Raw genomic sequence first — 24,057 nt, 5'->3', positions numbered from 1 at the left:
CATCGGACTGTTGTGTACGCGCCAACCGGACGATGCTCGCGGGCCGCATCCGGCCACTCCAATGCCTCGTGTCGCCATTTCCCAGGGGAGGACCGGAATGACACCCGCAGCACGCCAGTCCCCGCACACCCCCGAACTCCGCGCCACCGCACGCCACCTGGGGCGCCGCCGCTTCCTCACCGGCACCGCGGCCGCCGCCGCGCTCGCCTTCACGGTGAACCTGCCCGCCGCCGGTACCGCGGCCGCCGCCGAACTCGACCCCGCCCGGATCACCGACGACCCCTTCACCCTCGGCGTCGCCTCCGGCGACCCGCTGCCCGGCTCCGTCCTCCTGTGGACCCGCCTCGCGCCCACCCCGTACCAGGCGGACGGCGGACTGCCCGCCGAGCGCATCACCGTGCACTGGGAACTGGCCCGCGACGCGACCTTCCGCAGGCCCGTCAGACGCGGCAGCGCGCTCGCCCACCCGGAGTTCGGCCACAGCGTGCACGTCCAGGTCGACGGCCTCGAGAACGACCGCGTGTACTACTACCGCTTCAAGGCGGGCACCTGGATCAGCCGCACCGGCCGCACCCGGACCGCCCCCGCACCCGGCGCCGGGGCGACCGCCCTCACCGTCGGCGTGGTCTCCTGCCAGCGCTACGACCAGGGCTACTTCACCGCCTACAAGCACCTCGCCGAGGACGACGTGGACCTCGTCCTGCACCTCGGCGACTACCTCTACGAGTACGCCGTCAGCGGCGTCGGCGGCGCCCGCGCCTACCCGGCCGGGACCGTGCCCGCCGTCTACGGCCACGAGATGGTGACGCTGGACGACTACCGCCTCAAGTACGCGCTGTACAAGTCCGATCCCGACCTGCTGGCCGCGCACGCCGCGCACCCGTTCGTCGTCACCTGGGACGACCACGAGACCGAGAACAACTACGCGGGCGCGGTGTCGGAGAACGACGACCCCGCCGAGGAGTTCCTCATCCGCCGGGCCGCCGCCTACCGCGCCTACTGGGAGAACCAGCCGCTGCGCCGACCGCAGCTCCCCGACGGACCCGACCTCAGGCTCTACCGGCGGCTGCACTGGGGCCGGCTCGCCCAGTTCGACGTCCTCGACACCCGCCAGTACCGCTCCGACCAGGCGTACGGCGACGGCTGGAAGGTCCCGGGACCCGAGTCCGAGAACCCGGCCCGCACCCTCACCGGCAAGACCCAGGAGCGGTGGCTGATCGACGGCTGGCGCCGCTCGCGCGCCCTGTGGAACGTGGTCCCGCAACAGGTCACCTTCGCCCGTCGGTTCAACTCCACCACCGTGCCCTCCCAGGTCTCCATGGACTCCTGGGACGGCTACCCGGCCTCCCGGGAGCGGGTCCTGGCGGGCGCGCAGGCCTCGGGCGTGGAGAACCTGATGGTCCTCACGGGTGACGTCCACGTGCACTACGGCTTCGACATCAAGCGGGACTTCGCCGACCAGGGCTCGAAGACCGTCGGCACGGAGATCGTCACCTCGTCGATCTCCAGTGGCGGCAACGGCTCGGCGAAGCCCGCCAACTGGGCCACCTTCATGGCCGCCAACCCGCACCTGAGGTTCTACAACGGGCTGCGCGGCTACGCGACCGTCTCGCTCGGCCGCGACCTCGCCCGCGCCGACTTCAAGACCGTTCCCTACGTCACCACGCAGGGCGCCCCCCTGACCACGGCCGCCTCCTTCGTCACGGAGGTCGGCGACCAGGGGCTCAAGCCCGCCTAGACCGGGCCGGCGTCGCGCCGGGCCGCAGGATGTCCAGGGGTCCGGGCCGCGCGGTTCACGGGGCCGGCGGCCAGGTGTCGCCCCAGTCGGCGTCCCGGGCCGCCCGGTACAGCTCGCCGTGCTTCTTCGTCACCGTCGTACGGCTCAGCCGCTCCTCGGCCTCGCACAGGTCGAGGAGCACCTGGCCCTTGCGGATCTGCGGCCGCCGCACCACCCGGGATGAGGCGGGGGAGACGGGGAAGCGGGCGGCGGCGACATAGCTGAACTTCTCGTCCTCGTAGGGCAGCGAGCCGCCCTTGACCTGCCGGTGCAGCGAGGAGCGGCTGACCCGCGCCGAGAAGTGGCACCAGTCCGTGCCGGGCACGATCGGACAGGCCGCGCTGTGCGGACAGGGCGCGGCGATCTCGAACCCGGCGGCGATCAGCCGGTCGCGGGCCTCGATCACCCGGGCGTAGCCGTCCGGGGTGCCCGGCTCGACGATCACCACGGCCCGCGCGGCCGACGCGGCGGCGTCCACCAGCACGGCCCGGTCGGGGGCGGCCAGCTCGTTGAGGACGTAGGAGACGGTGACCAGGTCGGTGGGGGCCAGGTCGAGGGCCGTGCCGATGCGGGCGCGCTGCCAGCGGGCGCCGCGCAGGGCCGGGTTCGCGGCGGCGATCTCCCAGCCGAGGGCCAGGGCGGGCTCGGCCCAGTCGAGCACGGTCACCGGGCGCGTCCCCTCCCAGGTGGAACTCACCGCCCAGGTCGCCGCGCCGGTGCCGCCGCCGATGTCCACATGGCCGGCCGGCGACCACTGCGGCACCGCGTCCGCGAACGCCTCCAGCGCCGAGCGCACCGCCTCGAAGGTCGCCGGCATCCGGTACGCGGCGTACGCGGCCACGTCCGCCCGGTCGCGCAGGATGGGGGCGTCGGTGGGGGTGGCGCCCCGGTAGCTGGCGATGAGCCGCTCAACGGCCTGTCCGGCCTGCTTGGGCGGCAGCCCGTCGAGCAGGTCCGTCAGGGCACCGCGGAGGGTCTCGGAAACGGATACGGAGACGTTCACCCCCGGATTTTCTCAGGTCCGGGCCCCCGCCCTCACCCCGCGCCCCCAGCACAGCACCACCGCAGCCTCACCGCGCCGCCCTCACCGCACAGCGTGACCGCCCGCACACTGCTGCCGCACAGCGCGACGGCACTGCGCTACCGCGCCGCCCTCACCGCACCGCCATCGCCAGCCGCGTCCCCACCAGGGCCCGCGGCCCGCTGTCCGGCACCCCGCGGCGTGGATGCACCGTGTTCGCCAGCAGCACCACGAACGTGTCCGTCGCCGGGTCCAGCACCAGCGAGGTCCCGGTGAACCCCGTGTGCCCCGCCGCGCCCTCGCCCGCCAGCTCGCCCATGAACCACGCCTGGTCCACCGCGAAGCCCAGCCCCGGCGGGGTCAGCAGCAGCTCCACGAAGTCGGGGCCGAGGATGCGGGCGGGGCCGTACGAACCGCCCGACAGCAGGGTGCGGCAGAACACCGCCAGGTCGCCGCCCGTGGAGAACAGCCCCGCGTGACCCGCCACCCCGCCCAGTGCCCAGGCGTTCTCGTCGTGCACCACGCCCCGCAGCATGCCCCGGTCCGCCTTCGCCCACGGCCGCCGCTGGTCCTCGGTCGCCGCCGCGCCGGGACACGGGCCGAAGTCGGTGGACGTCATGCCCAGCGGCCGGGTGATGCCCTCCCGCACCAGGACGTCGAGGGTGCGGCCGGTCAGCCGTTCCAGAACCTGCTGGAGCAACAGCATGTTCAGATCCGAGTACACATAGGTGCCCGGTGCGCCGACCGGTGTCTGCGCGCGTAGCAGCTCCCAGCGGCGGGTGTCGTCCGCGCACTCGTACAGGGGCAGCTCGGGGCGCAGCCCGGAGGTGTGGGTGAGCAGCTGACGGACGGTGATGCCGTGCTCCGCCGCCGCGTGGAAGTCGGGCAGATACGCGCCCACCCGCGCGTCGATGCCCAGGGTGCCGCGCTCGATCTGCTGCACCGCCGCCACCGAGGTGAACAGCTTGGTGAGGGACGCCAGGTCGAACGGGGTGTCGACGGTCATCGGGATCCGGGACCCGGCCGGAAGCTCCACCCCCGCGTCGGCCGCCGGGTCGTACGCCGAGTACCGCACCGCCCAGCCGACCGCCTCCCGCACGGCGATCACCGGGCCGCGCCCGGCGACCACGACGGCGCCCGCGGCCCAGGGCCGGTCGCCGGTGGTGAGGTCCATGACGTCACGGACGAGGAGGCGCGTCTCCGCCGGGTCGAGCCCGGCCCGTTCCGGTGTGTCGACACGCAGTCTCGGTGCGCTCAGCTCCCTGCTCCTTCCGCGCCCGCCTTGGTCCAGGGACGGCACATTCCCACGAAGCAGGCCACCGCCACCAGTGCGGCGGCCGACTGGACGACGGCCATCGGGACGGCCGTGCCCTCGCCGGCGATCCCGACGAGCGGCGAGGCGATCGCGCCGATGAGGAAGGAGGACGTGCCGAGGAGCGCGGAGGCCGAACCGGCGGAGTGCCGCACCCGCAGCAGGGCGAGCGTCTGGGCGTTGGGCAGGGTGACCCCCATCGCGGACATCAGCACGAACAGCGCGGCTGCCACCGGCGCCAGCCCGACCTCGCCGAACACCCCCGTCGTCATGAGCAGCAGGGCGGCCGAGGCCAGCACGACCACCGAGAGACCGGCGGCCAGGACCCGGTCCAGCCGGACGCGGCCCACCAGCATCCTGCCGTTGATCTGGCCGACCAGCACCAGCCCGACCGAGTTCACGCCGAACAGCAGGCCGAACGTCTGCGGCGAGGCGCCGTAGATCTCCTGGACCACGAACGGCGAGGCGCTGATGTACGCGAACAGCGCGGCGAAGGCGAAACCGCCCGTGAGCATGTAGCCGGTGAAGAACGGGTCGCCGAGGAGCCGGCGCATCGAGCGCAGCGCCTCGCCGACCCCGCCCGCGTGCCGCTCGGCGGCCGGCAGCGTCTCCGGGAGCCGGGTCCACACCACCCCGACCAGCAGCAGCCCCACGCCCGTGAGGAGCACGAACACGCCCCGCCAGTCCGTCCCCCGCAGGATCTGCGCGCCGATCAGCGGCGCCACGACCGGCGCGACCCCGGAGATCAGCATCAGGGTGGAGAAGAACCGGGCCATCGCCACGCCGTCGTACAGATCGCGCACCACGGCCCGCGCGATCACGATCCCGGCCGCGCCCGCGAGGCCCTGCGCCAGCCGGCAGGCGACCAGCAGTTCGACGGTGGGGGCGAGGGCGCACAGCGCGGTCGCCACCACGTAGACGACGAGTCCGACCAGCAGCGGGCGCCTGCGCCCCCACCGGTCGCTCATCGGGCCGACCACCAGCTGCCCCAGTGCCATACCGGCCAGGCACGCGGTCAACGTGAGCTGCACGGTCGCGGCCGGCGCGTGCAGGGAGCGGGTCACCTCCGGCAGCGCCGGGAGGTACATGTCCATCGACAGCGGGGGAGTGGCCGTCAGTCCGCCCAGGACGAGCGTGACGAGCAGCCCCGCCCGGCGCCGGGCGGACAGCGCCGGCCCCGTTCCCTCGCCCGTACCCGTACCCGTGCCCCGGTCCGTCACGGCCTTCGGCGCCGCGTCAGGTATGGCCCCACCCTCCGGCATCCGGCCGCCCCTCCCTCTCCGACATCTGCGCCACCTATGCTCTCAGCTCGAACACACTGCTGGGACGGCACGAGGGCGGGGCAGGGTATGACGACGGACACGGTGCGGTGGGGGATCCTGGCGACCGGCGGGATCGCCGCCGCGTTCACGGCGGACCTGATCGACCTGCCCGACGCGGAGGTGGTCGCGGTCGCCTCGCGCACCGAGGCCTCCGCGAAGGCGTTCGCCGACCGGTTCGGCATAGCCCGGGCGTACGGCGACTGGGCCGCTCTCGCCGCCGACGAGGACATCGATGTCGTCTACGTCGCCACCCCGCACGCCGCCCACCGCGAGGCCGCCGGACTCTGCCTGGAGGCCGGGCGGAACGTGCTGTGCGAGAAGGCGTTCACGCTGAACCTGCGCGAGGCCGAGGAACTGGTCGCGCTGGCCCGGCGGCACGACCGTTTCCTGATGGAAGCCATGTGGATGTACTGCAACCCCGTCATCCGCCGCCTCAAGGCCCTCGTCGACGACGGCGCGATCGGCGAGGTCCGCACCGTGCAGGCCGACTTCGGCCTCGAAGGCCCCTTCCCGCCCGCGCACCGGCTGCGCGACCCCGCCCAGGGCGGCGGCGCCCTCCTCGACCTCGGCGTCTACCCGGTCTCCTTCGCGCACCTCCTGCTCGGCGCGCCCTCGGGCATCGCCGCCCAGGCCGTCCTGTCCGCCGAGGGCGTCGACCTCCAGACGGCCCTGGCCCTGTCCTGGGACTCCGGCGCGCTCGCCGCCCTGCACTGCTCCCTGACCGGAGGTACGGGAACCACCGCCTCCGTCACCGGCTCACGCGGCCGGATCGACATCCCGGCCGGCTTCTTCCACCCCGACCGGCTCGTCCTGCACCGCGCCGGGCGCGAACCGGAGGAGTTCGCCGCCGACCCGGCCGACGGACCCCGTACGACGCTCCGGCACGAGGCCCGCGAGGTCATGCGCGCGCTGCGGGCCGGCGAGACCGAGTCCCCGCTGGTCCCGCTCGACGGCAGCCTCGCGGTCATGCGGACCCTCGACACGGTCCGCGAGCGGATCGGCGTGCGCTACCCCGGCGAGGACGCGTGACAGCTCACGAGACGTCCCGTCTCATCCGCTTGGTACCGTCGACCCATGGTCACCCAGCCCGGTAAGCCGGCCCCCGACACCACCCGACGCAGCGAGCGGTCCCGGCGCGCCATCTACGACGCCGCGCTCGCCCTCGTCGCGGAGACCGGCTACGCGAAGACCACGATCGAGGGAATCGCCGCCCGCGCGGGCGTCGGCAAGCAGACCATCTACCGCTGGTGGGGGTCGAAGGCCGACGTCCTGCTGGAGGCCTTCCTCGACCTCAGCGAACAGGCGGCGCGGGACGCGGGGGCCTCGGAGCAGGAGCCGTACGTCATCCCCGACACCGGCGACCTGGCGGCCGACATCAAGGCCGTCCTGCGGGCCACCGTCGACCAGCTCACGGACCCCAGGTTCGACGCGCCCTCCCGGGCCCTGGCCGCCGAGGGCGTGGTCAACGAACAGGTCGGCCGCGAGTTCACGGCCAAGCTGATGGAACCCTCCATCCAGCTGTACGTCGACCGGCTGCGCGCGGCGCAGGAGGCCGGCCAGGTCCGCGCCGACCTCGACCCGCGCATCGCGCTGGAGTTCTTCATCTCCCCGCTCGCCCAGCGCTGGCTCCAGTACACGGGCCCCATCTCCTACGAGTACACCGACACCCTCGTCGACTACGCCCTGCACGGCCTGGCCCCGCGATGACCCGCACCACATGGGTGACTCTGACCACACCCGCCCCACCTGCCCCGATTCACGGCTACGGCCCCCCGATGCGCAGGATGGTGGGACCATGAGGCATGCTGGCGGCACCACGGCGAGCGAGGGGACAGATGAGCGCGGAGTTCGGCGGCCGGACCGGCCTGTGGGGCAGGATCGCGGAGTGGCTGCGCACGAGCGGCCCGGCGGAGGCCGCCGACGACGGCGACCGTGAGGCCCTGCTGGTGGCCGCCGCGGCAGCGGGTCTCCCGCTCGCGCCCGCCGCGCACCCGGCCCCCGGCTACGGCTGCTCCTGCGACCGGGTCGGCTGTCCGACCCCCGCCCGGCACCCGGTGTCCTTCGCCTGGCAGACGCAGTCCACCACCGACCGCGCGCAGATCGAGCGCTGGGCCCGCCACCAGCCGCAGGCCAACTTCATCACCGCCACCGGCATGACGCACGACGTCCTCGACGTGCCCCTGGAGGCGGGCCGGCAGGCCCTGGAGCGGCTGCTCGACTCCGGCGTCGAGGTCGGCCCGGTCGCCGAGAGCGACGAGGGCCGCATGCTCTTCTTCACCCTCACCCGCGGTACCCCCGAGGACGAGGACGAGTGGTGGCCGTGCGAGCTGGACTGCCACCCCGAGACCATGGACGAGCACCCCGGACTGCGCTGGCACTGCCGCGGCTCCTACGTCCTGGTACCGCCCGCCCGGCTCCCCGGCGACGACGGCCGTTCCGTGCGCTGGCTGCGCGGACCCGAGCACGCCCTGCCCGACCCGCTGACCCTCCTGGAAACCCTCACGGACGCCTGCGCCCGCCACGCCGGCCAGGAACCCCACCACACGAACACCCCCTGGCCCTCCCGCCACTGACCCGCCCCTGAGGGGCGCGGGACGTGGAGAGCGCCCCCTGAGGGGCGCGGGGAACCGCGCGCCCGGCCACGACGCACCCGCAGGCACACGACGCCCCCGCCGGTGGTCTCCCGCGCTTCCAGCGGAGTTACGCGCCCTTGGCCGCCGTCAGACCCTCCAGCCGGCTGAGCATCGACACCTTCCCGCTCCCCGAGCCCTTCGCCGGGGCCAGAGCGACCTCGTTGGCGACGAACTCCATCGTCAGGGACTGCTTGATCTCACCGGTGGTCAGCGCGGCCACGTTCTTGTTCGGGGTGGGCACGGCGGCGCCCGTCGCGGCCGTCTGCTTCATGTAGTGGTGCGTGGTGAAGAAGACCAGCGCCCCGCCGTCCGCGGTGCGCAGCGCCAGCGGCGCGTAGTCGCCGCCGGTCAGCGGCTCGTCGATGTACTGCGTGGCCAGGCCCGGCTTCGTGGCGTTCTTCGCCCGGGTGGAGCGCAGCGCGGTGGTGTACGCGCCGTCCGCGAACGCACCCTTGCCGCTCTGGAGGTACGCCGCGTAGTCCTTGCTCAAGTCCTCCGGGGCAACGGCCAGTTCGGTCGTGTCCGCGGGCAGGGCCTCGACGTGGCCGTCCTTGCCCGTCCGCCGGAACTCCGGTACCGAGCCCGGCGCCACCAGCGTCAGATACGTCGCCTGCCACGGCTGCGCGCGCGTACCCCGGGTGAAGACCATCAGCCAGCGCGAGTCGCCGCCCTTGTTGCCCTTCGCGTCGGCGACGAACCAGCGCGGCCAGCCCGCCTTCTCGACGATCGTGTACTTCACGTCCGACAGCACCAGCGGCGTGTGCTGCGGATTGCCGTCCGGGTTGATGACGCGGCCCGCCTTCAGCCGCGCCTCGTCGATGATGCCGAGGGCACCGGTCGTGTAGTCGGCGTCCAGGGAACTGTCGTACGCCGCGTCCGCTTTGTTGTACGCGACAGTGAACTGCTCGATCGCCTTCGCGGCCTCCGCCTTCGTGGCCGCGGGGAGCAGTTCGAGTTCCCCGTGGACCACCACGCAGCCGCTCGCCAGGAGCGAGACGGCGGTGAGCGACGCCGCTAGGAGTGCGGACCGGTCACGTGCGCGGAGCCTTCGACTGCGCGGAACTCCGGTCGTCAGGCTGCGTTCCCTGCTCATCAGGCGACTTCACCTTCCCCTTCCCGGAGGCGAACCCTACCGGGGCGAGGAACAGCGCGAGCGTCGGGACCAGGTACAGCAGCCACACCGTGACCTGGAGGACCGTCGGGTCGGGCTGGAAGTTGAACACGCCCTTCAGCAGCGTGCCGTACCAGCTGTCCGGCGGGACGGTGCCGCTGATGTCGAAGGCCAGGCTGTTCAGGCCGGGGATCCAGTCGGCCTCCTGCAGGTCGTGGACGCCGTAGGCGAGCACGCCCGCGGCGACGACGACGAGCATCCCGCCGGTCCAGGTGAAGAACTTGGCGAGGTTGATCTTCAGCGCGCCGCGGTAGAACAGCCAGCCGAGCAGTACGGCCGTCGCCAGGCCCAGGGCCACGCCGATCAGCGGGCGCGGGGTGCCGTCGCCGGCCGCGTGCACCGACGCCCAGACGAACAGGGCGGTTTCCAGGCCCTCGCGGCCGACCGCGAGGAACGCGGTGGCGACCAGGGCGCCGGTGCCCATCGCGAGGGCCGCGTCCAGCCTGCCGTGCAGCTCCGACTTCAGATGCCGGGCCGTGCGCCGCATCCAGAACACCATCCACGTCACCAGGCCGACCGCGAGGATCGACAGGGAGCCGCCGAGTGCCTCCTGCGCCTGGAACGTCAGTTCCTGGGAGCCGAATTCGAGGACGCAGCCGAAGCCGAGCGCGAGCACGACGGCGACGCCGATGCCGGTCCAGATGGGCTTGAGGGCGTCCCTGCGGCCGGTCTTCACCAGGTAGGCGATGAGGATGCAGACGACGAGGCTGGCCTCCAGGCCCTCGCGCAGTCCGATCAGGTAGTTGGAGAACACGGGCTAAGCCTCCTTGGAGAACAGCGTCCGGCCCCACCAGTCGTCCTTGTCGCGGACGCCCGGCGGGACGGCGAAGACGGCCGAACCCACGTGCTGGATGTACTCGTTGAGCGCGTCCGTGGCGAGGTTGCGCTGAACCTGGATGAATCCCTCGCGCACGTCGCGCTGGTAGGCGAGGAAGAACAGGCCGGCCTCGAGCCGGCCGAGTCCGTCCGTGCCGTCGGTGAAGGAGTAGCCGCGGCGCAGGATCGTCGCCCCGTGGTTGGAGTCGGGGTGCGCGAGCCGTACGTGCGCGTCGGGCTTCATCGCCTTCAGGAACGGCTCGTCGCGCTCCTTCGCCTTGCCGACCGGAGCGCCCTCGCCCTTGTCGCGGCCGAAGATGTCCTCCTGCTCCTGGAGCGAGGTGCGGTCCCAGGTCTCGATGTGCATCCGGATCCGGCGGGCGACGAGATAGGAACCGCCCACCATCCAGGCCGAGTCGGCGTCGACGTCCTTCCGGCCGACCCACACGAACTTCGTCAGCCGGTCGGTCTCGGTGCCCGCGATGTTGCGGGTGCCGTCCTTGAAGCCCATCAGGTTGCGCGGGGTCTGCGCGTCGGGCGTCGTGGAGGAGGTCTTGCCGAAGCCGAGCTGCGACCAGCGGATGACGACCTTGCCCATGCCGATCCGGGCCAGGTTGCGGATCGCGTGCACGGCGACCTGCGGATCGTCGGCGCAGGCCTGGACGCACAGGTCGCCGTTGCTGCGGGCCGGGTCGAGCGCGTCCCCGGCGAACGTGGGCAGGTCGACGAGGGCGTCGGGGCGCTGGTCGGCGAGGCCGAACTTCGCGAACAGCGACGGCCCGAAGCCGATCGTCAGGGTCAGCCGGGACGGCTTGAGTCCCAGGGCCTCGCCGGTGTCGTCCGGCGGCGCCTCGGCGAGACCGCCGAACGCGCCCTCGCCGACCGCCTTCCCGGCCGTCATCCGGCGGGCCGCCTCGGTCCAGTCCTTCAGCAACTGGACGAACTCGGCGCGGTCCGTGGTCTTCACGTCGAACGCGGCGAAGTGCAGCCGGTCCTGCACAGGCGTGGCGATGCCCGCCTGGTTCGGGCCGTGGAAGCCGACCGCGGCGCCCACCTCGGCCGCCGTCGGGTCGACGTCGTCGCCGGTGCGGGTCATCGCGACCGCGCCGCCGGCCGCGGCGGCGCCGAGCGCGAGCCCGGCACCGCCCCAGCCGATCAGCGAGCGCCGTGACGGACTGCCCTGGGTCTCGGTCATGTCCTGGCCCCCCGGTTACTTCGCGACGGCGGCGGCGAGCTTGGACAGCGGCTCGGCGAGCGCGTTGACCGCGTCGGACAGTTCCTTGCGCTGGGCGGCGCCGACCTTCTCGTACGAGGTGAACACGTAGGACGACGCGTTCGGGCGGTACTTGTCCAGCAGCGTGTTCAGCGCGGCGAACTGCTTGTCCAGCTCGGTGACCAGGGCCGCGTCGTTCTCCTGGGCGACCGGCTTGAGCAGCTCGTAGGACTTCTGGGCGCCCTCGACGTTGGCCTTGAAGTCGACCAGGTCGGTGTGCGAGTAGCGCTCCTCCTCGCCGGTGACCTTGCCGGTGGCGACCTCGTCGAGGAGCTCCTTGGCGCCGTTGGCCATCGAGGTCGGGGTGATCTCGGCCTTGCCGACCCGCTGCTGCCAGTCGGTCAGGTCGGTGGTGAGCTGGTCGGCGAGGGTCTTCTCGGCGGCGGTGATCTTCTTGTCCTGCCAGAGCGCCTTCTCCAGCCGGTGCCAGCCGGTCCAGGCCTGCCCGGCCTCCAGGCCGTCCGCGCGGACGTCGACCTTCGGGTCGATGTCGCCGAAGGACTCCGCGACCGGCTCGGTGCGCTCCCAGCCGATACGCGAGGGCGCGTAGGCCGCCTTGGCCGCTTCGAGGTCGCCGGCCTTGACCGCCTTCACGAAGGTCGCGACGAGCGGCAGCGTGGCGTCGGCCTGCTCCTGCGCGTACTCCCGGTACGCGGCGACGGCCTTGTCCAGGCGCGGGTCACGCTTGGCGACCGAGCCGCCGGTCACCTTGAGGTCCTGGCGGATGCCGGTGCCCTTCATGCCGGGCTTGCAGGCGATCTGGTAGTCACCGGCCTTCACCTCGGCGGTGACCCGCTGCTTGGTGCCGGGGCCGATGTTCTCCCGCTCGCTGACGATCCGGTCGTCCGGGAAGAGGATGTAGACCTCGGTGACCTTGGAACCCTTGTTCTCGATGGCGAGCTCGACGTGCCCGGCGGAGATCTCCTTCTTGGAGGTCACGCACTTGGCGTCGGTGGCGGTCACGCTGATGACCCGGTCGCCGTCTTTCGCGTCGCTCTTCGAGGTGCAGCCGGTGACGGCGGTCAGTGCGGTCACGGCGGTGAGTGCGGTGACGACGGACAGTCTGGCGGCTCGCATTCGGGCTCCCAGCGATGGCTGAATAGTGTCGTGACGTGGCTCACAAGGGTTGGTGAGCCTCGCCTAACTTATCCAAGGCTTACCTGCGTAATACCCGCCCGTGCAGTGATTCACCTCTCATAGACGCCGTAAGAGCACGAGCGGATCACGGTGACTCAAAACGGACCCCAAGGGACGGTCAAAGGAGATTCAAATATTCCGCTTGGGGGGCGCGCCGGCACGGCGCCCGTCCGGGGGTGCGGCAGCCCCTCTACCGGCTGGTCCCGGACCTCCGGGAGCAGCCGCCCGGCGAACACCTCACCCGGCGGACCGCCCCCCCGCCCCCCGCCCGGCGCACAGGATCGCGACCCGGTGCGCGCGGGCGGCGGCGAGCCCCGATCGGATCCGACAGGACGACGACGGCCGGCGCCCGACCGGGGGCAGGGCGCAGCCCGCCCTCCAGGGGCGCGGGGAACTGCGCGACCGGCCACCGGCGACCCGCGGCCGCACTCGGCCGCGGGTCCGGGGCGGAGCCCCGGTGTGGAGGCCGGGGCCCACGCCCAGCCCCTGGCCGGGCCGTCCGCGGTGCTTCAATTCCCCGGTGACTGATTACGACGTGCTCCGCGTCTTCTGCGCGCCGAACGGCGGCTACGGCAATGAACTGGGCGTGGTCCGCGAAGGTTCGGTGCTGCCGGACCGCGGGGACCGGCAGGACCTCGCGGCGAAACTCGGCTTCGGCGAGACGGTGTTCGTCGACGACCCCGAGCGCGGGATCATCGACGTCTACACGCCCACCCGGCGGCTGCCCTTCGCGGACCACTCGTGCGTCGGCGTCGCCTGGCTGCTCGACGTGCCCGAACTCGTCCTGCCGGCCGGTGCGGTGGGCACCCGCCTGGACGGGGAGTTCACCTGGATCGAGGCGCGCGCGGAGTGGGCCCCGCCGTGTGTGTTCCACCGGTACGCCACCGCCGCCGAGGTGGACGACCTGCCCGTGCCGCCGGCCGGCGACTGGATCTACGCCTGGGCCTGGGAGGACGAGCCGGCCGGCCGGATCCGCGCCCGCGGCTTCCCCGGGCGCGGCGACGGCGTCGACGAGATCGAGGCGACGGGCGCGCCGGCGCTGCTGCTCACCGAGCGGCTCGGCCGTGCCCTGAACATCACCCAGGGCGCGGGCTCCCAGATTCTGACGGCCCCGCAGCCGCACGGATGGGTGGAGATCGGCGGGCGGGTGTTCCTGGAGCGCTGAACCTTACGGCCGACCGCGGGTGTCCGCGGACTTCTGCACGGCCGTACGGGTGGTCTGGCGTGTGCGGGAGGGAACGAGCGGGGACCTCTGGGCGTGACCACTGAGCCCCGTGAGAGGAACGCCATGCGTATCCGTTCAGTCCTCGCCGCCACCGTCCTGGGTATCGCCCTCGCCACCACCGGCGCGACGTCCGCCCTTGCCGACGAGGGCCCCCGCCAGCACCACGAGGAGCCTCGCGAGTACCACCACTTCGGCGGGGACGAGGGCGTGTGCAGCCCGTACATCGGTGCGGTCGACACGTCCTCGGCCGACATCTTCTGGGCCGGGAAGCACTGCGACCGTTTCTGATCCGGCGCCGGGCCCCCTCGCCGCCCGGCGAGGGGGCCCGCTCCGTCGGTCCGGCCGCCCGGCCGGGGGCTCACCAGGGTTTCCGCCCCTGCGGCCCGCTCACGCCGAGAGCGAGAACTCCTCGCCCAGGGCCCGGAAGACATCCGTGTTGAGCGCGAAGGCGCGCTTGCACTCGCTCACGATCCGCTGCTTCTCCAGGTCGTCCGCGCGCACCCCGTCCAGCAGCTCCCGGTAACCCCGCTTGAAGGCCGCCGGGTTGCCGATCTCCTCGAAGACGTAGAAGCGGACGCCGTCGCCCTTGCGCTCGAAGCCCCAGGTCCGTTCCGCCCTGTCGCGGATGATCTGCCCACCGGAGAGGTCGCCCAGGTAGCGCGTGTAGTGGTGGGCGATGTACCCGGCGGGCCAGCGCTCGGCACACTCCCGCACCCGCGCCGCGTACGCCTCGGTCGCCGGCAGGGCCGACACCCCCGAACGCCAGCCGGTGCCCCGCAGACGCGTGAGGTCCCGCTCCAGCGCCGGCAGCCGGAACAGCTCGGGCCGGACGAAGGGCCCGGCCACCGGGTCCGCGGCCAGCCGCTCGGCGTCGGCCTCCAGGGCCTCGTACACGAACCAGAGCTGTTCGGTGTAGCGCGCGTAGGCCTCGACGCCGAGCCGGCCGCCGAGGAGGTCGCTCATGAACGTCGAGGTCTCGGCCTCCACGTGCTGTTCGTGGGACGCCGTGCGGATGAGTGTCGAGAACGAGTCCATGCCCCATCCTTGAAGGTAAGGCTTACCTAAGTCAATGGGTCCGATCAGGTTTGCCGACGGTCTGTCGGTAAAAGCGTACAAGAAAAGGCCCGCCCCCAGCAGGGGACGGGCCCGCGCCTGTGTCACGGCAGGGTGAGGATCTCCGCCCCTGTCCCGGTCACCACCAGCGTGTGCTCGAACTGGGCTGTCCGCTTGCGGTCCTTGGTCAGCACCGTCCAGCCGTCCTCCCACATGTCGTACTCGTGGGTGCCGAGCGTCAGCATCGGCTCGATCGTGAACGTCATCCCGGGCTGCATGACGGTCGTCGCGTGCGGGCTGTCGTAGTGCGGGATGATCAGCCCGGAGTGGAACGACGAGTTGATCCCGTGCCCGGTGAAGTCGCGCACCACGCCGTACCCGAACCGCTTGGCGTACGACTCGATGACCCGGCCGATGATGTTGATCTGCCGACCGGGCCGCACCGCCTTGATCGCCCGCTCGAGGGACTCCCGGGTCCGCTCCACCAGCAGCCGCGACTCCTCGTCGACGTCCCCGACCAGGTAGGTGGCGTTGTTGTCGCCGTGCACCCCGCCGATGTACGCCGTCACGTCGAGGTTGACGATGTCGCCGTCGCGCAGCACCGTCGAGTCCGGGATGCCGTGGCAGATGACCTCGTTGATGCTCGTGCACAGGGACTTGGGGAAGCCGCGGTAGCCCAGCGTCGACGGATAGGCGCCGTGGTCGCACATGTACTCGTGCGCCACCCGGTCCAGTTCGTCGGTGGTGACCCCCGGCGAGATCAGCTTCGCGGCCTCCGCCATCGCCTGCGCGGCGATCCGTCCGGCCCGGCGCATCGCCTCGATCGTCTCGGGTGTCTGCACCTCCGGACCGGTGTACGGCGTCGGGGCGGGCTTGCCGACGTACTCGGGGCGGCGGATGTTTCCGGGCACCGAACGGATGGGGGACAGCTCCCCCGGGACGAGCAGCGACTGGCCAGACATGCCAGTGAGTCTAACGAGCGGCCATGGGGGAACATGTCGGTGGCGAGAGGAGCCGTCATGCCCCTGTTCAAGAAGTCGACCACCGGCAAGCCGGGTGAGTGGTACTACTGCCTGGAACACAAGAAGGTCGAGGAGGGGCCGGATTGTCCGGCCAAGGACCGATTCGGCCCGTACACCACCCGTGCGGAGGCCGAGCACGCGATGCAGACCGCCCGCGAGCGGAACCTCCAGTGGGAGAACGACCCCAAGTGGCACGACGCCCCGAAGGCCGGCGCCCCCGACGAGGACTGATCACCCGGGCGATCACCTGATCCGACGCGGTGAGCGGCGCGATCACCACGGGGCAGGGGGCGGTGCCGTCAGCCGTTCGGCCAGGTGGGAGAGCCGGTCGGCGAAACGCCTGCGAGCCCTCGGCGGGGGCGGTGTCTCGCCGGCGGCCGCGCTCACCAGATGCTGCACGGTGTCCAGGTCCAGCTCCGAGCCGTCCGGCACGGCCAGCGCCTCGTGGGCCAGGGCCGTCAGCTCCCCCTCGCCCGGCCCGAGGGACAGGACCACGACCCCGGCCCGCCGGGCGTCCGACACCCGCTCCAGAAGCGGCGCGTCCCCCGACGGCGACGCCACCAGCAGCGTCTCGCCCCGCCGGGCCGCCTCGATCCGGCCCAGGCCGACCGCCAGATGCGCCGGGTCGCAGGGACGCGCGGCATGCCGGACGAGGGTCGGTGCCAGCTCCGGCGTACCCGACCAGGCGGCCTCGTCCACCAGATGCGCGGCGAGATGCCAGGGCTCGTACGACGCCGTGCCCACCAGCAGCAGCCCGCCCCCGTGCGAGACGACCGACCCGCGCAGCACCCCGGCGAACCTCCGGGTGGCCCCCAGCCACTCGGTCCCGGCGAGCACCTCACGCAGCAGCGCGACCCGTACGGCGTCCATGCGGCCGTATCGTGCCGCAGTCGCCCGCCGCCCGCCCCGGGTTCGCCCCGCGTTCACCCGACATGACGAAGGACCGCCCGGCGCGCCCACGTAAAGTCGGCCCATGACCTCTACCGACAGTGCACAGAATGTTTCCGCGGACGCTCCGGCGAAGGCCCCCGCCAAGGACCCGTGGGACCTCCCCGACGTCTCCGGACTGGTCGTCGGCGTGCTCGGGGGGACCGGCCCGCAGGGCAAGGGTCTCGCCTACCGGCTCGCCAAGGCCGGCCAGAAGGTGATCATCGGTTCACGGGCCGCCGACCGTGCCCGGGCCGCCGCCGACGAGCTCGGCAACGGGGTCGAGGGTGCCGACAACGCCGAGACCGCGCGCCGCAGCGACATCGTGATCGTCGCCGTGCCGTGGGAGGGCCACGGCAAGACCCTGGAGTCCCTGCGCGAGGAGCTGGCCGGCAAGCTGGTCGTCGACTGCGTCAACCCGCTGGGCTTCGACAAGAAGGGCGCCTACGCGCTGAAGCCGCAGGAGGGCAGCGCCGCCGAGCAGGCCGCCGCCCTGCTGCCGGACTCCCGCGTCGCCGCCGCCTTCCACCACCTCTCGGCGGTCCTCCTCCAGGACCCGGAGATCGACGAGATCGACACCGACGTGATGGTGCTGGGCGAGGAGCGGGCCGACGTCGAGCTCGTCCAGGCGCTGGCCGGCCGGATCCCCGGCATGCGCGGTGTCTTCGCCGGACGGCTGCGCAACGCCCACCAGGTGGAGTCCCTGGTCGCCAACCTGATCTCCGTCAACCGCCGCTACAAGGCCCACGCCGGGCTGCGCGTCACGGACGTGTGAGCGCATGGGGGACACTGGTCGGAGCAGCCCAGCAGTGTCCCCCGACAGGAGAAACCGGACCCATGTCCTCCCTGCCCCCGGCCGGCCCGAACCGGCGACTCGCCCTCTACACCCTCGCCGTCTGCGTGCTCGCCGTGGCCGCGGCGGTCGTCTCCTTCGTCCAGGGCAGCTTCCTGGGCGTCGTGTGGGTGCTCCTCGCGGGCCTGTCGTCCAACATGACCTGGTACTACATGAAGCGCGAGAAGCTGCGCAGGGCCGCGCCGACGGACGTCACCGGCTGACCGCGCAGAACTCGTCCGTGCCCTCCCAGAACCGGTACAGCGACTGACCGCAGTACGTCTCGACGTCGCCGACCCCGAGGCCGCGCAGCACCGTGTCGACCAGGTCGAAGAAGACCCCGTTCACCGACGGCACCCACAGCAGCGCGAACACGAACAGCAGCCCGAACGGCGCGAACGGCTCCACCTGCCGCTTGACGTCGTACGACAGCCAGGGCTCGACGACCCCGTAGCCGTCCAGACCGGGCACCGGAAGGAAGTTCAGGATCGCCGCCGAGACCTGGAGCAGGGCGAGGAAGGCGAGCGCGAACCGGAAGTCGGCCGGCACGCCGTCCAGCGCGTCCAGCCAGAACGGCGCCGTGCACACCACCGCGAACAGCACGTTCGTCAGCGGGCCGGCCGCCGAGATCAGACTGTGCCGCCACCGCCCCCGGATCCGCGCCCGCTCGATGAAGACCGCGCCGCCCGGCAGACCGATCCCGCCCATGATCACGAAGAGCACCGGCAGCACCACGCTGAGCAGCGCGTGCGTGTACTTCAGGGGGTTGAGCGTGAGATACCCCTTCGCGCCGATCGAGATGTCACCGCTGTGCAGGGCGGTCCGCGCGTGCGCGTACTCGTGCAGGCACAGGGAGACGATCCAGGCGGCCGTCACGAACAGGAACACCGCCACGCCCGGCTTCTCGGCGAACCCCGTCCAGGTCGCCCAGCCGGTGACCGCCGTCACGGCCAGGATCCCGAGGAAGACGGGACTGATCCGCCGCTCGGCGCTGCGGGTGGTGGCGGTCGTCATGGTGCCCCCTGAGTTCGTACGCGTGTGTGGAACCGCCCGACCGTACCCGGCCCGGGCATACCGGGAAAACGTCTCACGGCCGACCGCCGGTTCCTGGGACGGGAAAGTGCGGGTGTCCGGCGCACGCCACCCCGCCGGAACCCCGTGACCGACCTCGATCCCACCGGAGAGAATGGCCCCGTGCGCTATCGCATCCTCGGTACCACCCAGGCGCTCCGCCCGGACGGCGTTCCCGTCGCCGTCGGCGGAGCGCGGCTGCGTGCCCTGCTGGCCGTGCTGGCGTTGCGGGCCGGCCGGAGCGTTCCGGCGGGGCTGCTGGTGGAGGAGGTGTGGGCCGGCGATCCGCCCGCCGACGCGACGGGTGCCCTCCAGGCGCTGGTCGGCCGGCTGCGCCGGGCCCTCGGGGCGGACGCGATCGACTCCGCCGAGGGCGGCTACCGGCTGGCCGCCGCCCCGGACGACGTCGATCTGCACCGCTTCGAGCGGCTGACCGCCGACGGCGTCCGCGCGCTCGCCGACGGGGACCCCGCCAAGGCGGCCGTCGTCCTCGACGACGCCCTCGCCCTGTGGCAGGGCCCGGCCCTCGCCGACCTGCCCGACCGCGCCGCCGAGGCGGCCCGCTGGGAGGCCCGCCGGCTCGACGCGCTGCGCGCCCGGCACACCGCGGCGCTCGCCCTCGGCGAGGCCGAGCGCTCGCTGCCCGAACTCACCGCCCTGTGCGACGCCCACCCGCTGGACGAGCCCCTCCAGGCGCTGCGGCTGCGCGCCCTGCGCGAGGCGGGTCGCACCGCGCAGGCGCTGGCCGCCTACGACGAGGTCCGCCGACTGCTCGCGGACCGGCTCGGTGCCGACCCCGGCCCCGAACTGCGCGCCCTGCACACGGAGTTGCTCGGCTCCGGCGAGTCGGCGGAGCCCACGGGGCCGTCCCGCCCCGCCGGGACCGCGGGCCCGGTCCCGGCGTCCGCACCGGCCTCCCCGGCACCGCCGCCCGTGCCGCTGGGCAACCTCCGCGCCCGCCTCACCTCCTTCGTCGGCCGGGAGGACGACATCGCGGCCCTGCGGGGGGACCTCGCGAACGCGCGGCTCGTCACCCTGCTCGGGCCGGGCGGGGCCGGCAAGACCCGGCTGTCGCAGGAGACCGCCGAGACCCTGAGGGACACCGCGCGCGACGGCGTCTGGCTGGCCGAGCTCGCGCCCGTCGCCGACCCCGACGCCGTGCCGCAGGCCGTCCTCACCGCGCTGGGAGCCCGTGAGACCGTGCTGTACGGCGCCGGCGCCGAGGAGATGCGGGTCGCCGCCGAGCGCCACGACGACCCTCTGGACCGGCTGGTCGAGCACTGCGCCCGACGCCGCATGCTGATCGTCCTCGACAACTGCGAGCACGTCGTCGGGGCGGCCGCCCGGCTCGTCGAGGAACTGCTGGCGCGCTGCCCCGGGGTGACGGTGCTGGCCACCAGCCGGGAGCCGCTCGGTGTGCCCGGCGAGGTGCTGCGCCCGCTGGCCCCGCTGCCCGAGCGGGTGGCGCTGCGGCTGCTCGCCGACCGGGGGGCGGCCGCCCGGCCCGGGTTCCGGCCCGACGCCGACGAGGAGACGGCCGCCGCCTGCGCGGAGATCTGCCGCCGTCTCGACGGCCTGCCGCTCGCCATCGAGCTGGCCGCCGCCCGGCTCCGGATGCTGACCCCCCGCCAGATCGCCGACCGGCTCGACGACCGCTTCCGGCTCCTGACCTCGGGCAGCCGCACCGTCCTGCCCCGCCAGCAGACCCTGCGGGCCGTCGTCGACTGGTCCTGGGACCTGCTCGACGAGGACGAACGCGACGTCCTGACCCGTTTGTCGGTCTTCGCCCGCGGTTGCGACCTCGCCGCCGTCGAGGCGGTGTGCGCCCCGTCCGCCCCGGCCCCCGACGGGAGCCACGGCCCGCGGTCCTGTCTCGACCTGCTGGCCTCGCTCGTCGACAAGTCGCTCGTCGTCGCCGCTCCGGATCCCCGGGGCGACATGCGGTACCGGCTGCTGGAGACCGTCGCCGAGTACGCGGGCGAGCGGCTGGACGAGTCCGGGCGGCGGGCCGCGGCCGAACGGGCGCATCTGACGTACTACCGCGAACTCGCCCGCACCACCGAGCCGTTGCTGCGCGGCCCCGGACAGCGGGACGCCATCGACCGCTTCCAGTTGGAGTACGAGAACCTGCGCACCGCGCTGGGCCGCGCCGTCGCGGCGCGGGACGAGCAGGAGGCGCTCTGCCTGGCCCTGTCGCTCGTCTGGTACTGGCAGATGCGCGACCTGCGCATCGAGGCCCGCACCTGGTGCGTCGAGGTCATGGCCCTCGGCCCCGATCCGTTCGCCGAACCCCTGCGCCGGGCCGCGCCGGTGTGGAAGGCCTGCACCGACGCGCCGCCGCCGATGACCGGCGAGATCCTCGCGGAGGCCCGGCGAGGCGTTCACCTGGCCCATCTGGCCTGTATGGACACCGAGTTGGAGTCGTGGCAGTCCCAGACCTCGCGGACCAAGCTGCGCCAGATCGCCGAGGCCTACGAGCCCGGCATGCCGCAGACCTGCCGCGCACCCGGGCTGCTCTGGTTCTTCGCGGTGATGATGACCGGTGACCCGGAGCGGATCCGCGCCATCGTCGACGCCAACGTCGACACCTGCCGCCGGACGCCCGGCTACGAGTGGGAGCTCGCCTCCTGCCTCCAGATGCGCGCCAACATCCTCGCCAACCGCTCCGACTGGGCCGGAAGCGCGTTCCGCGACGCGGCCGAGGCCCTGGAGATCTTCCGGCGCCTGGGGGACGCCTGGGGCACCGCCGAGTCCCTCTCCGCCCGGGCCGAGGCCCACGAACGCATGGGTGCCTACCGAGAGGCAGCCGCCGACTACGAGGGAGCCATCGAGTACGCCGAACGGCTCGGCGCCCGCTCCCAGTCGTCGGTCCTCGGCGCCCGGCTCGGCAGCGTGCTGCTGGAGGCGGGTGACGAGGAGCGGGGCGAGCGCATGCTCCGCGAGGTGATCGCCGGCGAGGAGCGCACGGTCAACGAGGCCATGCACATCGCCCGCCTCTTCCTGGCCGGCTGGCTCGGCATGACCGGCCGTCGCACCGAGGCACGCGAGGAACTACGGCTCCTGCGCGAGCAGTTCGACTTCGGTCACTTCGCGGTCTTCGACGCCTTCATCCTGGGCGCGGAGTCCTGGCTGGACGCGATCGACGGCCGGTCCGCCCAGGCCCTGACCGGCGTCCGGACCGCCCTGGAACGGGCGACGGACCCGCTCTCCGTGGCCATGGCCCCGCACATGCGTTCCTTCTACCTCTACATCGCCGCGACCGCCCTCGCCGGCGTCGACGGCGGCAGCCGCGCCGTGGCCGCCGCCCGCTGCCTGGGCGCCGCCGACGCGCTGCTGCCGGGGCGCCACATCCCCCCGCGCCTGGAGCGCGAGGCCCGCGACCTGGCGGTGACACGGACGCGCGACGCGCTCGGCCACGCGGAGTTCGACACGGCGTACGCCGAGGGCGGTGGCCTCTCCTACGAGGAGGCCACCGCCCTGGTGTGAAACCCGTCCTGACGCGGCAGGACGCGAACCGCCGCGTCCTGGCGTGACCCGTCCGGCTCCCCGGCTCAGGTCTTCGTACGGAACTTGTGGATGGCGACCGGCGCCATCACCGCGGTCAGCCCGATCGACCAGGCCAGCGTCACCCACAGCCCGTGCGCGACGGGCCCGCCCACCATCAGTCCGCGCGCCGCGTCGGCGAGCGAGGACAGCGGGTTGTACTCGGTGAAGTTCTGGAGCCAGCCGGGCATCGACCGGGTCGGCGCGAAGATCGACGAGCCGAACTGGAGCGGCATCAGCACCAGGAAACCCATCGCCTGCACGGACTGCGCGCTCTTCATCACCACGCCGAGGGTGAGGAACACCCACATCAGCGCCGAGCCGAACACCGTGGCCAGACCGACGGCGGCGAACAGCCCCGGCCAGTGGGTGATGTCGAAGCCCACCAGCACGGCCACCACCATGAGGATCACGCAGGCGACCAGCATGCGCATCAGTTCCACGACGATCTTGGCGAAGAGCACCGAGCCCCGTCCGATGGGCAGCGACCGGAAGCGGTCCATGACCCCGGAGTTGAAGTCCGTGTTGAAGCCGGTGCCCACGCCCTGCGCCATGTTCATCCCCATCATGGCCAGCAGCCCGGGAATGACGTACTGCACGTACGCCTCCTGCCCGCCGCCCAGCGACTGCCCGATCGAGCCGCCGAAGACGTACACGAACAGCAGGGTGAAGATCACCGGGAAGAGCACCGCGTCGAACATCGACTCGGGGTCCTGCCGGATCCACAGCAGGTTGCGGCGGATCAGCGCGCCGGTGTGCCGGAGATGGCTGCGCAGCGGGATACGCGCGTCGCCGGTGGTGGCTGTGTCGATCGTGGCCGCGCTCATACGGCGACCTCCTCGCGGGTCTCGGTGGGCCGGGCGTCCTGGGGGGCACTCGCGCGGTGCCCGGTGAGGGACAGGAACACCTCGTCCAGGCTGGGCAGTTCGGTGGTGAGGGAGGCGAGCGTGATGCCGCGCGCGCTGACCGCGCCGATCACGGCCGTCAGCTGCTCGTCGCTGAGCACCGGCACCAGGACGGAACCGCGCTCGGCGTCCACGACGGTGGTGGCGAGCCCGGTGATGCCGAGGTCGTCGAGCCAGCCCGCCAGCGGCCGCAGCTGGAGCGGGTCGGCGGGCCGTATCCGCAGCGTCCGGCCGCCGACGCGGGCCTTCAGCTCCTCGATGCCGCCGCCGGCGATGACCTTGCCCCGGTCGACGACGGTCAGCTCGGAGGCGAGCTGCTCGGCCTCCTCCATGTACTGGGTGGTCAGCAGCACGGTGACGCCGTCCCCGACCATGGCCTTGACCTCGGTCCACACCTCGTTGCGGGTGCGCGGGTCGAGGCCGGTCGTCGGCTCGTCCAGGAACAGCACCTGCGGCCGGCCGATCATCGACGCGGCGAGGTCGAGCCGGCGCCGCATACCGCCGGAGTACGTGCTCGCGGGCCGCTTGGCGGCGTCCGTCAGCGAGAACCGCTCCAGCAGCTCGTCGGCGCGGGTCCTGGCCTCCTTGCGGGGCAGGTCGAGCAGCCGTCCGATGAGGTAGAGGTTCTCCCACCCGGGGAGCTTCTCGTCCACGGAGGCGTACTGACCGGTGAGGCCGATCACCCGGCGCAGCTGCCGGGGCTGGCGTGCCACGTCGTAGCCGGCGACGGTGGCCTGCCCGGTGTCGGAGGCCAGCAGGGTGGACAGGATCCGCACGAGGGTCGTCTTCCCGGCGCCGTTCGGCCCGAGCACCCCCATCACGGTGCCCGCCCGTACGTCCAGGTCGACCCCGTCCAGCGCCTTGGTCTCGCCGTAGTGCTTGACCAACCCCCGAACGGTCACGGCGCTGTCCGCGCCACTGGGGTTCTTGTCGATTCGCGTCATGACCGGAACTCTGCCGCCCGCCACCGACAAACCACCGACAGGACGCCGACAGCACCGACATCCGCCCGACAGG

General features: G+C 72.8%; 23 protein-coding genes. 10 read left to right on the top strand and 13 right to left on the bottom strand.

Annotated features, from left to right (window positions below; genetic code table 11):
- Window positions 1–97: 97 nt before the first annotated feature.
- The gene (locus tag AOQ37_RS26990) at window positions 98–1,738 is read left to right on the top strand and encodes an alkaline phosphatase D family protein (protein ID WP_062647759.1); all 1,641 of its coding nucleotides are present in this window, start codon (window positions 98–100) and stop codon (window positions 1,736–1,738) included.
- Window positions 1,739–1,793: 55 nt separating this feature from the next.
- Here the strand turns inward: AOQ37_RS26990 and AOQ37_RS26985 are convergent, their stop codons facing one another.
- The 3 genes from AOQ37_RS26985 to AOQ37_RS26975 all read right to left on the bottom strand — a co-directional run bounded on the left by AOQ37_RS26985 (window position 1,794) and on the right by AOQ37_RS26975 (window position 5,372).
- Entirely contained in the window at window positions 1,794–2,780 is a 987-nt protein-coding gene (locus AOQ37_RS26985) for a small ribosomal subunit Rsm22 family protein (protein ID WP_062647757.1), read from the bottom strand.
- Between the two features lie 151 nt (window positions 2,781–2,931).
- Window positions 2,932–4,098 (bottom strand): serine hydrolase domain-containing protein, encoded by a 1,167-nt coding sequence (locus AOQ37_RS26980; RefSeq protein WP_062647755.1) that lies wholly within the window; start codon window positions 4,096–4,098, stop codon window positions 2,932–2,934.
- Window positions 4,053–5,372 carry a multidrug effflux MFS transporter gene (locus AOQ37_RS26975; RefSeq protein ID WP_062647753.1) on the bottom strand — a complete coding sequence of 440 codons (1,320 nt, stop codon included), beginning with the start codon at window positions 5,370–5,372 and terminating at the stop codon, window positions 4,053–4,055. The genes AOQ37_RS26980 and AOQ37_RS26975 overlap by 46 nt, the downstream gene beginning before the upstream one ends.
- 87 nt (window positions 5,373–5,459) lie before the next feature.
- On the opposite strand from AOQ37_RS26975, the gene AOQ37_RS26970 reads away from it, so the two are divergent.
- The 3 genes from AOQ37_RS26970 to AOQ37_RS26960 all read left to right on the top strand — a co-directional run bounded on the left by AOQ37_RS26970 (window position 5,460) and on the right by AOQ37_RS26960 (window position 8,005).
- Window positions 5,460–6,461 (top strand): Gfo/Idh/MocA family protein, encoded by a 1,002-nt coding sequence (locus AOQ37_RS26970; protein WP_062647751.1) that lies wholly within the window; start codon window positions 5,460–5,462, stop codon window positions 6,459–6,461.
- Between the two features lie 45 nt (window positions 6,462–6,506).
- Window positions 6,507–7,139, top strand: coding sequence for a TetR/AcrR family transcriptional regulator (locus AOQ37_RS26965; protein ID WP_062647749.1), 633 nt, complete (start codon window positions 6,507–6,509; stop codon window positions 7,137–7,139).
- A gap of 128 nt (window positions 7,140–7,267) precedes the next feature.
- Window positions 7,268–8,005: a bifunctional DNA primase/polymerase gene (locus AOQ37_RS26960; protein WP_062647748.1), complete on the top strand. Its 738-nt coding sequence runs from the start codon at window positions 7,268–7,270 to the stop codon at window positions 8,003–8,005.
- Between the two features lie 127 nt (window positions 8,006–8,132).
- Here the strand turns inward: AOQ37_RS26960 and AOQ37_RS26955 are convergent, their stop codons facing one another.
- Genes AOQ37_RS26955 through efeO form a run of 4 tightly spaced genes read right to left on the bottom strand, consistent with a single transcriptional unit; the run spans window position 8,133 to window position 12,402 of the window.
- Window positions 8,133–9,158, bottom strand: coding sequence for an SCO2278 family lipoprotein (locus tag AOQ37_RS26955; protein WP_078890367.1), 1,026 nt, complete (start codon window positions 9,156–9,158; stop codon window positions 8,133–8,135).
- Window positions 9,097–9,990 carry an iron uptake transporter permease EfeU gene (gene efeU, locus AOQ37_RS26950; protein WP_062647744.1) on the bottom strand — a complete coding sequence of 298 codons (894 nt, stop codon included), beginning with the start codon at window positions 9,988–9,990 and terminating at the stop codon, window positions 9,097–9,099. Before efeU ends, AOQ37_RS26955 begins: the two co-directional genes overlap by 62 nt.
- A gap of 3 nt (window positions 9,991–9,993) precedes the next feature.
- Entirely contained in the window at window positions 9,994–11,247 is a 1,254-nt protein-coding gene (gene efeB / locus AOQ37_RS26945; RefSeq protein ID WP_062647742.1) for an iron uptake transporter deferrochelatase/peroxidase subunit, read from the bottom strand.
- A 15-nt stretch (window positions 11,248–11,262) separates the two neighbouring features.
- Entirely contained in the window at window positions 11,263–12,402 is a 1,140-nt protein-coding gene (efeO, locus tag AOQ37_RS26940) for an iron uptake system protein EfeO (protein ID WP_062647741.1), read from the bottom strand.
- 580 nt (window positions 12,403–12,982) lie between these two features.
- On the opposite strand from efeO, the gene AOQ37_RS26935 reads away from it, so the two are divergent.
- Together AOQ37_RS26935 and AOQ37_RS26930 are read left to right on the top strand one after the other, a co-directional pair.
- Entirely contained in the window at window positions 12,983–13,627 is a 645-nt protein-coding gene (locus AOQ37_RS26935; protein WP_062647740.1) for a PhzF family protein, read from the top strand.
- Between the two features lie 123 nt (window positions 13,628–13,750).
- A complete protein-coding gene (locus tag AOQ37_RS26930) occupies window positions 13,751–13,975 on the top strand; it encodes a hypothetical protein (RefSeq protein ID WP_062647738.1) in 225 nt (74 codons plus the stop codon).
- Between the two features lie 99 nt (window positions 13,976–14,074).
- Here AOQ37_RS26930 and AOQ37_RS26925 read toward each other — a convergent pair whose 3' ends face one another.
- Window positions 14,075–14,722, bottom strand: a complete 648-nt coding sequence (locus AOQ37_RS26925; protein WP_062647737.1) for a biliverdin-producing heme oxygenase — start codon at window positions 14,720–14,722, stop codon at window positions 14,075–14,077.
- Window positions 14,723–14,844: 122 nt separating this feature from the next.
- On the bottom strand, window positions 14,845–15,702 hold the full coding sequence (gene map, locus AOQ37_RS26920) for a type I methionyl aminopeptidase (RefSeq protein WP_062647735.1): 858 nt from the start codon (window positions 15,700–15,702) through the stop codon (window positions 14,845–14,847).
- A gap of 57 nt (window positions 15,703–15,759) precedes the next feature.
- On the opposite strand from map, the gene AOQ37_RS26915 reads away from it, so the two are divergent.
- Entirely contained in the window at window positions 15,760–15,993 is a 234-nt protein-coding gene (locus AOQ37_RS26915) for a hypothetical protein (protein WP_062647733.1), read from the top strand.
- A gap of 42 nt (window positions 15,994–16,035) precedes the next feature.
- Here AOQ37_RS26915 and AOQ37_RS26910 read toward each other — a convergent pair whose 3' ends face one another.
- Entirely contained in the window at window positions 16,036–16,632 is a 597-nt protein-coding gene (locus AOQ37_RS26910) for a hypothetical protein (RefSeq protein WP_062647731.1), read from the bottom strand.
- Window positions 16,633–16,735: 103 nt separating this feature from the next.
- On the opposite strand from AOQ37_RS26910, the gene npdG reads away from it, so the two are divergent.
- Both npdG and AOQ37_RS26900 read left to right on the top strand, forming a co-directional pair.
- Complete coding sequence (npdG, locus tag AOQ37_RS26905) at window positions 16,736–17,464, top strand: NADPH-dependent F420 reductase (protein ID WP_062647730.1); 729 nt, start codon at window positions 16,736–16,738, stop codon at window positions 17,462–17,464.
- Between the two features lie 62 nt (window positions 17,465–17,526).
- A complete protein-coding gene (locus AOQ37_RS26900) occupies window positions 17,527–17,745 on the top strand; it encodes a hypothetical protein (RefSeq protein WP_062647728.1) in 219 nt (72 codons plus the stop codon).
- Here the strand turns inward: AOQ37_RS26900 and AOQ37_RS26895 are convergent.
- Window positions 17,735–18,535, bottom strand: coding sequence for a site-2 protease family protein (locus AOQ37_RS26895; protein ID WP_062647726.1), 801 nt, complete (start codon window positions 18,533–18,535; stop codon window positions 17,735–17,737). The genes AOQ37_RS26900 and AOQ37_RS26895 overlap by 11 nt on opposite strands.
- 180 nt (window positions 18,536–18,715) lie before the next feature.
- Here AOQ37_RS26895 and AOQ37_RS26890 point away from each other — a divergent pair, with 180 nt between their 5' ends.
- Window positions 18,716–22,078 (top strand): AfsR/SARP family transcriptional regulator, encoded by a 3,363-nt coding sequence (locus AOQ37_RS26890; RefSeq protein ID WP_234437008.1) that lies wholly within the window; start codon window positions 18,716–18,718, stop codon window positions 22,076–22,078.
- Window positions 22,079–22,143: 65 nt separating this feature from the next.
- Here the strand turns inward: AOQ37_RS26890 and AOQ37_RS26885 are convergent, their stop codons facing one another.
- Both AOQ37_RS26885 and AOQ37_RS26880 read right to left on the bottom strand, forming a co-directional pair.
- Complete coding sequence (locus AOQ37_RS26885; RefSeq protein ID WP_062647722.1) at window positions 22,144–22,962, bottom strand: ABC transporter permease; 819 nt, start codon at window positions 22,960–22,962, stop codon at window positions 22,144–22,146.
- Window positions 22,959–23,984 (bottom strand): ATP-binding cassette domain-containing protein, encoded by a 1,026-nt coding sequence (locus AOQ37_RS26880; protein ID WP_062647719.1) that lies wholly within the window; start codon window positions 23,982–23,984, stop codon window positions 22,959–22,961. Before AOQ37_RS26880 ends, AOQ37_RS26885 begins: the two co-directional genes overlap by 4 nt.
- Between the last annotated feature and the right edge of the window lie 73 nt (window positions 23,985–24,057).

It is taken from the genome of Streptomyces maremycinicus (assembly GCF_001184025.1).
Lineage (GTDB): Bacteria > Actinomycetota > Actinomycetes > Streptomycetales > Streptomycetaceae > Streptomyces > Streptomyces maremycinicus.
This window is presented reverse-complemented; position numbering and strand designations above follow the sequence as displayed.

Coding starts and splice junctions, on each gene's coding strand:
- AOQ37_RS26990 (WP_062647759.1), top strand. CDS start 98: ATGACACCCGCAGCACGCCAGTCCCCGCACACCCCCGAACTCCGCGCC.
- AOQ37_RS26975 (WP_062647753.1), bottom strand. CDS start 5,372: ATGCCGGAGGGTGGGGCCATACCTGACGCGGCGCCGAAGGCCGTGACG.
- AOQ37_RS26970 (WP_062647751.1), top strand. CDS start 5,460: ATGACGACGGACACGGTGCGGTGGGGGATCCTGGCGACCGGCGGGATC.
- AOQ37_RS26965 (WP_062647749.1), top strand. CDS start 6,507: ATGGTCACCCAGCCCGGTAAGCCGGCCCCCGACACCACCCGACGCAGC.
- AOQ37_RS26960 (WP_062647748.1), top strand. CDS start 7,268: ATGAGCGCGGAGTTCGGCGGCCGGACCGGCCTGTGGGGCAGGATCGCG.
- AOQ37_RS26955 (WP_078890367.1), bottom strand. CDS start 9,158: ATGAGCAGGGAACGCAGCCTGACGACCGGAGTTCCGCGCAGTCGAAGG.
- efeB (WP_062647742.1), bottom strand. CDS start 11,247: ATGACCGAGACCCAGGGCAGTCCGTCACGGCGCTCGCTGATCGGCTGG.
- efeO (WP_062647741.1), bottom strand. CDS start 12,402: ATGCGAGCCGCCAGACTGTCCGTCGTCACCGCACTCACCGCCGTGACC.
- AOQ37_RS26930 (WP_062647738.1), top strand. CDS start 13,751: ATGCGTATCCGTTCAGTCCTCGCCGCCACCGTCCTGGGTATCGCCCTC.
- AOQ37_RS26925 (WP_062647737.1), bottom strand. CDS start 14,722: ATGGACTCGTTCTCGACACTCATCCGCACGGCGTCCCACGAACAGCAC.
- map (WP_062647735.1), bottom strand. CDS start 15,702: ATGTCTGGCCAGTCGCTGCTCGTCCCGGGGGAGCTGTCCCCCATCCGT.
- AOQ37_RS26915 (WP_062647733.1), top strand. CDS start 15,760: ATGCCCCTGTTCAAGAAGTCGACCACCGGCAAGCCGGGTGAGTGGTAC.
- AOQ37_RS26910 (WP_062647731.1), bottom strand. CDS start 16,632: ATGGACGCCGTACGGGTCGCGCTGCTGCGTGAGGTGCTCGCCGGGACC.
- npdG (WP_062647730.1), top strand. CDS start 16,736: ATGACCTCTACCGACAGTGCACAGAATGTTTCCGCGGACGCTCCGGCG.
- AOQ37_RS26900 (WP_062647728.1), top strand. CDS start 17,527: ATGTCCTCCCTGCCCCCGGCCGGCCCGAACCGGCGACTCGCCCTCTAC.
- AOQ37_RS26895 (WP_062647726.1), bottom strand. CDS start 18,535: ATGACGACCGCCACCACCCGCAGCGCCGAGCGGCGGATCAGTCCCGTC.
- AOQ37_RS26885 (WP_062647722.1), bottom strand. CDS start 22,962: ATGAGCGCGGCCACGATCGACACAGCCACCACCGGCGACGCGCGTATC.
- AOQ37_RS26880 (WP_062647719.1), bottom strand. CDS start 23,984: ATGACGCGAATCGACAAGAACCCCAGTGGCGCGGACAGCGCCGTGACC.